Annotated in this window: 6 protein-coding genes; all 6 read right to left on the bottom strand. The window is 28.5% G+C overall.

The window, feature by feature from the left end; genetic code table 11:
- Positions 1-37: 37 nt before the first annotated feature.
- Positions 38-265 (bottom strand): DUF1659 domain-containing protein, encoded by a 228-nt coding sequence (locus tag ACRC28_RS01415; RefSeq protein WP_438541668.1) that lies wholly within the window; start codon positions 263-265, stop codon positions 38-40.
- Positions 266-441: 176 nt separating this feature from the next.
- Positions 442-1,053 carry an Rpn family recombination-promoting nuclease/putative transposase gene (locus ACRC28_RS01410; RefSeq protein WP_438541671.1) on the bottom strand — a complete coding sequence of 204 codons (612 nt, stop codon included), beginning with the start codon at positions 1,051-1,053 and terminating at the stop codon, positions 442-444.
- Between the two features lie 46 nt (positions 1,054-1,099).
- Positions 1,100-1,429: an Rpn family recombination-promoting nuclease/putative transposase gene (locus ACRC28_RS01405; protein WP_438541667.1), complete on the bottom strand. Its 330-nt coding sequence runs from the start codon at positions 1,427-1,429 to the stop codon at positions 1,100-1,102.
- 275 nt (positions 1,430-1,704) lie between these two features.
- A complete protein-coding gene (locus ACRC28_RS01400; RefSeq protein WP_438541666.1) occupies positions 1,705-2,217 on the bottom strand; it encodes a hypothetical protein in 513 nt (170 codons plus the stop codon).
- Complete coding sequence (locus ACRC28_RS01395; protein WP_438541665.1) at positions 2,174-2,953, bottom strand: hypothetical protein; 780 nt, start codon at positions 2,951-2,953, stop codon at positions 2,174-2,176. Before ACRC28_RS01395 ends, ACRC28_RS01400 begins: the two co-directional genes overlap by 44 nt.
- Positions 2,954-3,379: 426 nt before the next feature.
- Positions 3,380-6,727 carry a DEAD/DEAH box helicase family protein gene (locus ACRC28_RS01390; RefSeq protein WP_438541664.1) on the bottom strand — a complete coding sequence of 1,116 codons (3,348 nt, stop codon included), beginning with the start codon at positions 6,725-6,727 and terminating at the stop codon, positions 3,380-3,382.
- Between the last annotated feature and the right edge of the window lie 19 nt (positions 6,728-6,746).

Raw genomic sequence — 6,746 nt, 5'->3', positions numbered from 1 at the left:
CCAATACCTTTTCCATACTCTAAACCCTCCCCTTCAATTAAGCTTGTTGCTCTACTAAGTCATAACTTTCATCTAAACCAAAACCAGAAACCTCATAATTTAAAAGTCCTTCAATCAAACTTCCAAACCCATATAAATCCTCAGGTGTAAGATCTACATTAATTCCTCTAAAACTTTGGCTCTTGATGATATCATTCCCCTTATCATCAGTACCCTTTGCATAAGAAACCTTAAACAAAGCCTTCTCAATAATCTTCTTAATCATTTAACATCACTCCCTTCACTCCTTAAATATGCACAAAACAAAAAAGGGAGAAAATTTTTTTAAATTTTTCATAAAATTTCTAATCTAAAAAATAAACAACAAAAAGACACACCAAAAATTCAGTGTGTCTCACTTACCTATCATTACTTTATATTTTAATCTATCTAACAAATACACTAATCTACTATTTCTCTAACTTCCGCTATACCCATCTTACACTCTTTAGCTATTTCCTCTATACTTTTTCCACCATTTAAAAGTTTAAATATCTTCTTAGTTAACTTAATTCCTTCTTCTTTTCCTTCTTCCCTTAACTCTTTTAACATAAATGCATTATTTGCTACCATATTTAAAACCTCCTCATTCTTGTAATCTAATACTTCCGTTGCTACTTTTGCTAATCTTTCTTCAGTAGTATTTTTTATCCAATGTTTTATCGCTTTTAATTCCTCTTCACTTAATCTATCAAAAAATAATGCTATATCTTTTATTCTATTCATAAATTCCATTGCAGTTATCTTTCGGTCTAATAAAAATATTGCTGATGTAACATTCTTATGCTCTAATAATTCTTCTTTTGTAAAACCATTATTTACATCAAATATATCATATGTAAAGTTTAAAATTCCACTATGGAATTTTTCTTCATTATAGAACATTTTTCTAAATTCTGTTGGCACATCCCAAATTTGCTTTCCATTATATAAAACTATTGGAATTACTGCTGGAATCTTTATATTTTTATCAGTCTTTTTATGATTCTCATTTTTAGAAAATTCTCTTAAAATTTCTACTATAAGTGAAAATCCAAATCTTCGATTTGGTTATTTGAACTTACTCAGCGACTGAAAGGAGTCGAGTTTCCTTTAGTAATCTTAAAGGCATTCTATAATCTACCCTAGATTGAAATTCTAAAAGTATGTAAAATATTGCTTCTGTATCACCTATTTTAGCTTTATAAACTATATCACTCTCTGGTTCTTCATAATCTGAAGAAATAAATGAGTTATTTACTAATGTTAAGTCTTCTACTTTTAAATCCTTAGTAAACTCCTTCTTTACATAATTTTTTAACAAATCTATTGCTATTTCTTTTTTAGAGTACAACTCCTTGTAACTCTTATCGTGAATGTGGTACATATCTTTCTTTGTTTCATTACTCATCATAGTTCCTCAACTTTATCTTTTGCTTTAATTATTCACTCTTCTCACTTTTATTATACCAAGTTTTCATACCTTTAACCTATCCTCATTTATAATTTTATTCTGTTTAATATTTTTTAATTTTTTCCTAATTTTGCTTAAATATAAAATTGAGCTATCACTTAGATTTTCTCTTCGTGGTAGCTCAATTCTATATTTCTAGCCTTCTAAATACACTATCCATTTTAATTTTTTCAAGTATATTATTATTAATTTCGATTTCACTTTTATTTTCTTCATTTAAATAAAATCATTGTCATATTACTTAACTCTTTATTTTGAATTGCCATAATTAAAATAACACCTATTATTACAAACATCATTGCTCCATAAAAAATGAGTAAAGTATTTTTAAACATTAATACAAATCGCTTTTCAACATCATTTTCAAATCGCTTTAAATCCAAGCTATATAAATATTCCGTATTACCTATACACCTTTCTGTTATAACCCATTCATATAACTTCCTGTACTGTTTTTCATACCTTAAATATGTTGCATTTAAATACCAAAAAGCAAGTACAATTGCAATCATAAAAATACCTGTTACAATTAAATCTTTTGGTTTTAATGCTATCAGTATTCCCATCAATGTTATAAGCCAACCTTTTAAATAAAAAGAATGTTGACTCATCCTAGCAATACATCCTTGAATTAAATCAATTTCTTTTTCTAATACTTTAGATAAATCTAAAGTATTATTATTAAACACCAATTTTTTCTCCACTGGTAATTTTATACATTTCATCTAAATTCTCTTCCTTAGTTGATAACTTTTTATTCAATATATCTCTTAGACATTGAACAGTAAGTTCTTCCAAATGATCTACATCACCACGATACATAGGTTTAAATTTTTCTGCCATTTCGATATTATTTTCTATTAAAGCTCTTTTTTCAATTCTTCTTGGATTTTCTCTCTGCATTAACTTAGTTGCTATCAATTCAGAATATATCCATGGAGAACTTGTCCCATTTGTAATAATATTTTTAACATCTAAAGAGTTTTCCGTATCTAAAAATATTATACATTCAGTTTTATAAATCATTTTATTTAAAGAATTAGCCAACATCATATGTACATGAGATGTCGAATAATTTCTCTTATCATAATCATAATATTCCCCATTATCTTGTTTACAGTATTTTTCATCCAAATCTTTTAGTAATTCATTACAATATCCCCAGATATATGAATCAACAAAAACTTCAACTTTAAAACACTCATGAAGAAACCCTACTAATCCATTTATTAACTCAATATCTTTATGCGAATGGGATAAAAATATATCACAATCTACTTTCGGAAACCAATCTTTTTCGATTTCACTCATATTGATATATCCAGTTTGATTTATATACTCTTCTAAATTCTTTTTTATATTACTTTTTCGTTTTTCCATAATTATTTTTCCATTATTTGAATAACTTTTAACCAAGCCTACTAAATCCCCATCACTTTTCAACTTATATCGTCTATACATTTATATCACTCTCCCTTGATATAAGTATAATAGACAAATTCAAATAAATATAGATAAATTTCACATATTTTTGATATGCACATCTTATTTATCATACATACTATTCCCTATTGAATACAGATCCTATTTTCAAGAATTATATAAATTTACTTAGTAAGTAATATTTTCATTCATTAATCTAACAATCATCTTCATAATTTTCACATTCATAGTAATAAACTATTGCATCTCCTGGCTTTTGAACCATTTCATTCTTATCCATATTTTCACAACTTTTTTTAATTCTACACATATTTTCACTTTTACTACTCTACTCTCCAAATAATTCTTTATAAAATTTTCTACTATCCTAATATATTTTAATACTAAAAGTTAACGCAAACAAAATTTAAAGCTCCTCCAGTTAAATACTGAAGGAACTTTATTTTATCCTATTTCTAATGCATTTTCTTTTATTTCTTTTATTTTTCCAAGTAGTTTGCTTCTTACATCTATATCATCTTTAAATAATTCTACTATGTTTCCTACTGTTCTAAATGGATCTTCTGTTAAGACTCTATTGTCATCTATCATTCCATTTTTTATTACATAGTCTACTATTAGTTTTACGAAATGTATTTGTGAACTATTTAGGCTTTCACTGTTTAGGAATTCTGAGAATTCTTCCATTGCTGCATTTGTGTCTAGTCCTACAATTTTTCTTACTAATTTTGATACTGGCATGTCTCCAAATTCTTTTTCATAGTCTGATTGTGAGCCAAGTTCTTTGAACATTATATTTTCTAGTTGCTCAATATCTTCTTTACTTATTTTTTTGTTGTTTCTAAGTTTATATATTGCCATTTCATCTTTATGCTCTTTCAAGTAATGTTCAACTTTCTTTTTGTAGTTTTTAAGGTCATTTACGTTATAGATTGATGTATTTCTTTCTTCTGCTATTATAAGGTCATTAAAGCCTGTATAATAAATTTGCTGTACATCTTTTTCAAGATATTTTAGTAATTCTCTTAGTGCTTCACGTACTTTGTCTACTTCAAATATATCTGCACTTTCCCAGAATTCTTCTGTCATTACTTTTTCTATAACATCTTTCTTTTCTCTTATTTGTGGTATTGTTCCAAGCTTTGAAAGTCTTTCCGCTACTACTACAACTGATTTAATTCCTCTCTTTGGATTTGTTCCTTGAAGGTATGCAAGCTGTATCGCATACATAACTAAATCAAATCTTTTTGCTATTTCATCCCCTTTTTCTGCTGGCATTGCTATAGAAACATATCTTTTTATTTCATTTGCTTCTACAACTCCAAGTGCTTCCCATATTTTCTTTTCCTTATATTTATGAATATATTTAAGCACCATTTTTACAAGGAAGTTTTCTTCATTTAAGTTATTTATTTTTTTAAGTGCTTCATCTACTAATTCACTTCTTAGTTCTACATATTCTGTATCTGCATATTTAAGGTCTTGAAGCTCTTTTATAATATTTATTTTTACATTGAATAATTTTTCTGTTAATGTTTCGCTTCCACTACCTTCAAAACCTTTAGGATTCATTCTAAAGAATTCAAAGTTATTACAGAAATCAAAGATTAAAAATTCTTCCTTATCTTGTCCTATTCCAAGTAAGTTAGGGCATAGCCTCGTTCCTCTTCCTATCATCTGCCAAAACTTTGTCTTACTTCTTATCTTTTTAAAGAAGACAAGATTTAATATTTCTGGTATATCTATTCCTGTATCAAGCATATCAACTGATACTGCTATCTGTGGCATCTTATCTTTGTCTGAGAAATCATCTATTAACGTTTCAACATAATTAATGCTATAATCTATAACCTTAGCAAAATTTCCACCATGTTCAGGATATAAAATATTGAATCTCTCTACAATAGCCTTTGCATGTCTACTATTTTTAGCGAAGATAATTGTTTTACCAAGCTTATCTCCACCCTCAATTCTAAGACCATCTACCATTAATTTATTTATCACTAAATCAATTGTATCTGCATTAAATAACCATTGATTTATTGCTGTATTGCTAATCTCTTTTTCTATTGTTTCATCTTCATCAAAGGTATTTTCAAAGTCTTCCTTCTCATCCTCCGAAAGCTCATCATACTTTATTCCATCTTCCATCACCTTTGATTTAACTTCTACTGTTGAATAGTCTACAAGGTATCCATCATCCACTGCCTTCTCATATTCATATGCATATGTTGGAACTCCATTTTCCAAATCAAAAATAGTATAAGTATTCTTATCTATCTCATCTTTAGGTGTAGCTGTAAGTCCTATAAGTGAAGCATCAAAATATTCAAATATAGCTCTAAATTTTCTATATATACTTCTATGAGACTCATCTATAATAATTAAATCAAAATGTCCTGGAGTAAATAATTTCTTACCTTCCTTTGATTTTGTGTCATCAATTGCATTCATCATTGTTGGATAAGTTGAAAATATCATTCTTGATTCCTCTGGATTGTCTCTATTATCTAAAAGATTACAAAGTGAAAGATTAGGTAAAAGCTTAGAAAAGTTATTCTTAGCTTGTTTTACAAGTGCCTTTCTATCTGCAAGGAATAAGATATTCTTAACCCAGTTATGTCTTGAAAGAACATCAACTATTGAGATAGCAGTTCTTGTTTTCCCTGTACCTGTTGCACAAACAAGAAGCATCTTTCTTTGTCTTCTCTCCATAGCCTCACAAACATTTGTTATAGCCTCTTTTTGATAATATCTATTAGAAATTTCATCTTTAATATCTAAATTTTTAAGCTGTATTCTACTCTTTCTTCTATCAACCATAAGTTGAAGCTCTTCTTTTTTATAGAACCCAAATACTCTTCTTTCAGAATATCCATTAAAATCATCCCATATAAAGCTATCAAAACCATTTGTAAAAAATATAACTGGTCTTTGTCCACTTTGAGCCTCTAAACAATCTGCATAAAGTTTAGCCTGTTGTTGTCCTATCTTTGGATCCTTAGAAGTTCTCTTAGCTTCAACAACAGCAAGAGGTTTACCATTATCTCCATAAAGAACATAATCAACATAACCCATCCCTGCATTATTGGGCATACTCGGAGCTTCCACTTCTTCTCTTATGTCACTATCAAAACTCCAACCTGCAAGCTTAAGCTCAACATCAATATATCGTTTTCTTGTCTCATATTCATTAATTTCTGAAACTGTAAAATCATAATTTTCTGTATGTGCCTTCCTCTTATCAGTAAGCTCTGTCCTTAAACTTTCATTCTCTTTTCTAACTTCCTCAATTTTCTTATCCTTAGAACTAAGCTTATCATATAAATCCTGAAGTTCATCAGCCTTAATTCTTTGATTACTTCCCTCTTCTAATAAATCTTCATTAAACTCGCCTGCTGTAAATTCATCAGCATAGCAATAATCAAGAAAACTCACAAAGTTATAAAGATTATTAAGAGATAAAATAGCCTCTTCCCTCTTAATACCTGAATTAGTATGCACAGCCACATTCCCAAGCTTTATAACATACTTAATCATAGGAAATAAATTATAATCAATTAAATCCCTAAAACTTTCTTCATGTATTAAAGCACTTATATTATCTTGATACGGCAAAACAAGATCTCTATCATATCCATACACCCACTTAACTGCAAGCTCTAAAGCCCTTCTCGATAAAATCGCAGTAGTAGCAGGACTTATTAAAATACTCTTCTCAGCTTCTAGACAAGCACTTGAAAAGCTCTTAAATATACTCTTATCCTTCAAAAACTCAAAATTTCTACACATCTAATTTACTCCCCATCCA

It is taken from the genome of Clostridium sp., from assembly GCF_051650885.1.
Taxonomy (GTDB): Bacteria; Bacillota; Clostridia; order Clostridiales; family Clostridiaceae; genus Clostridium.
The sequence above is the reverse complement of the archived record's forward strand: the minus strand, read 5'-3'. Positions and strand labels throughout refer to the sequence as shown.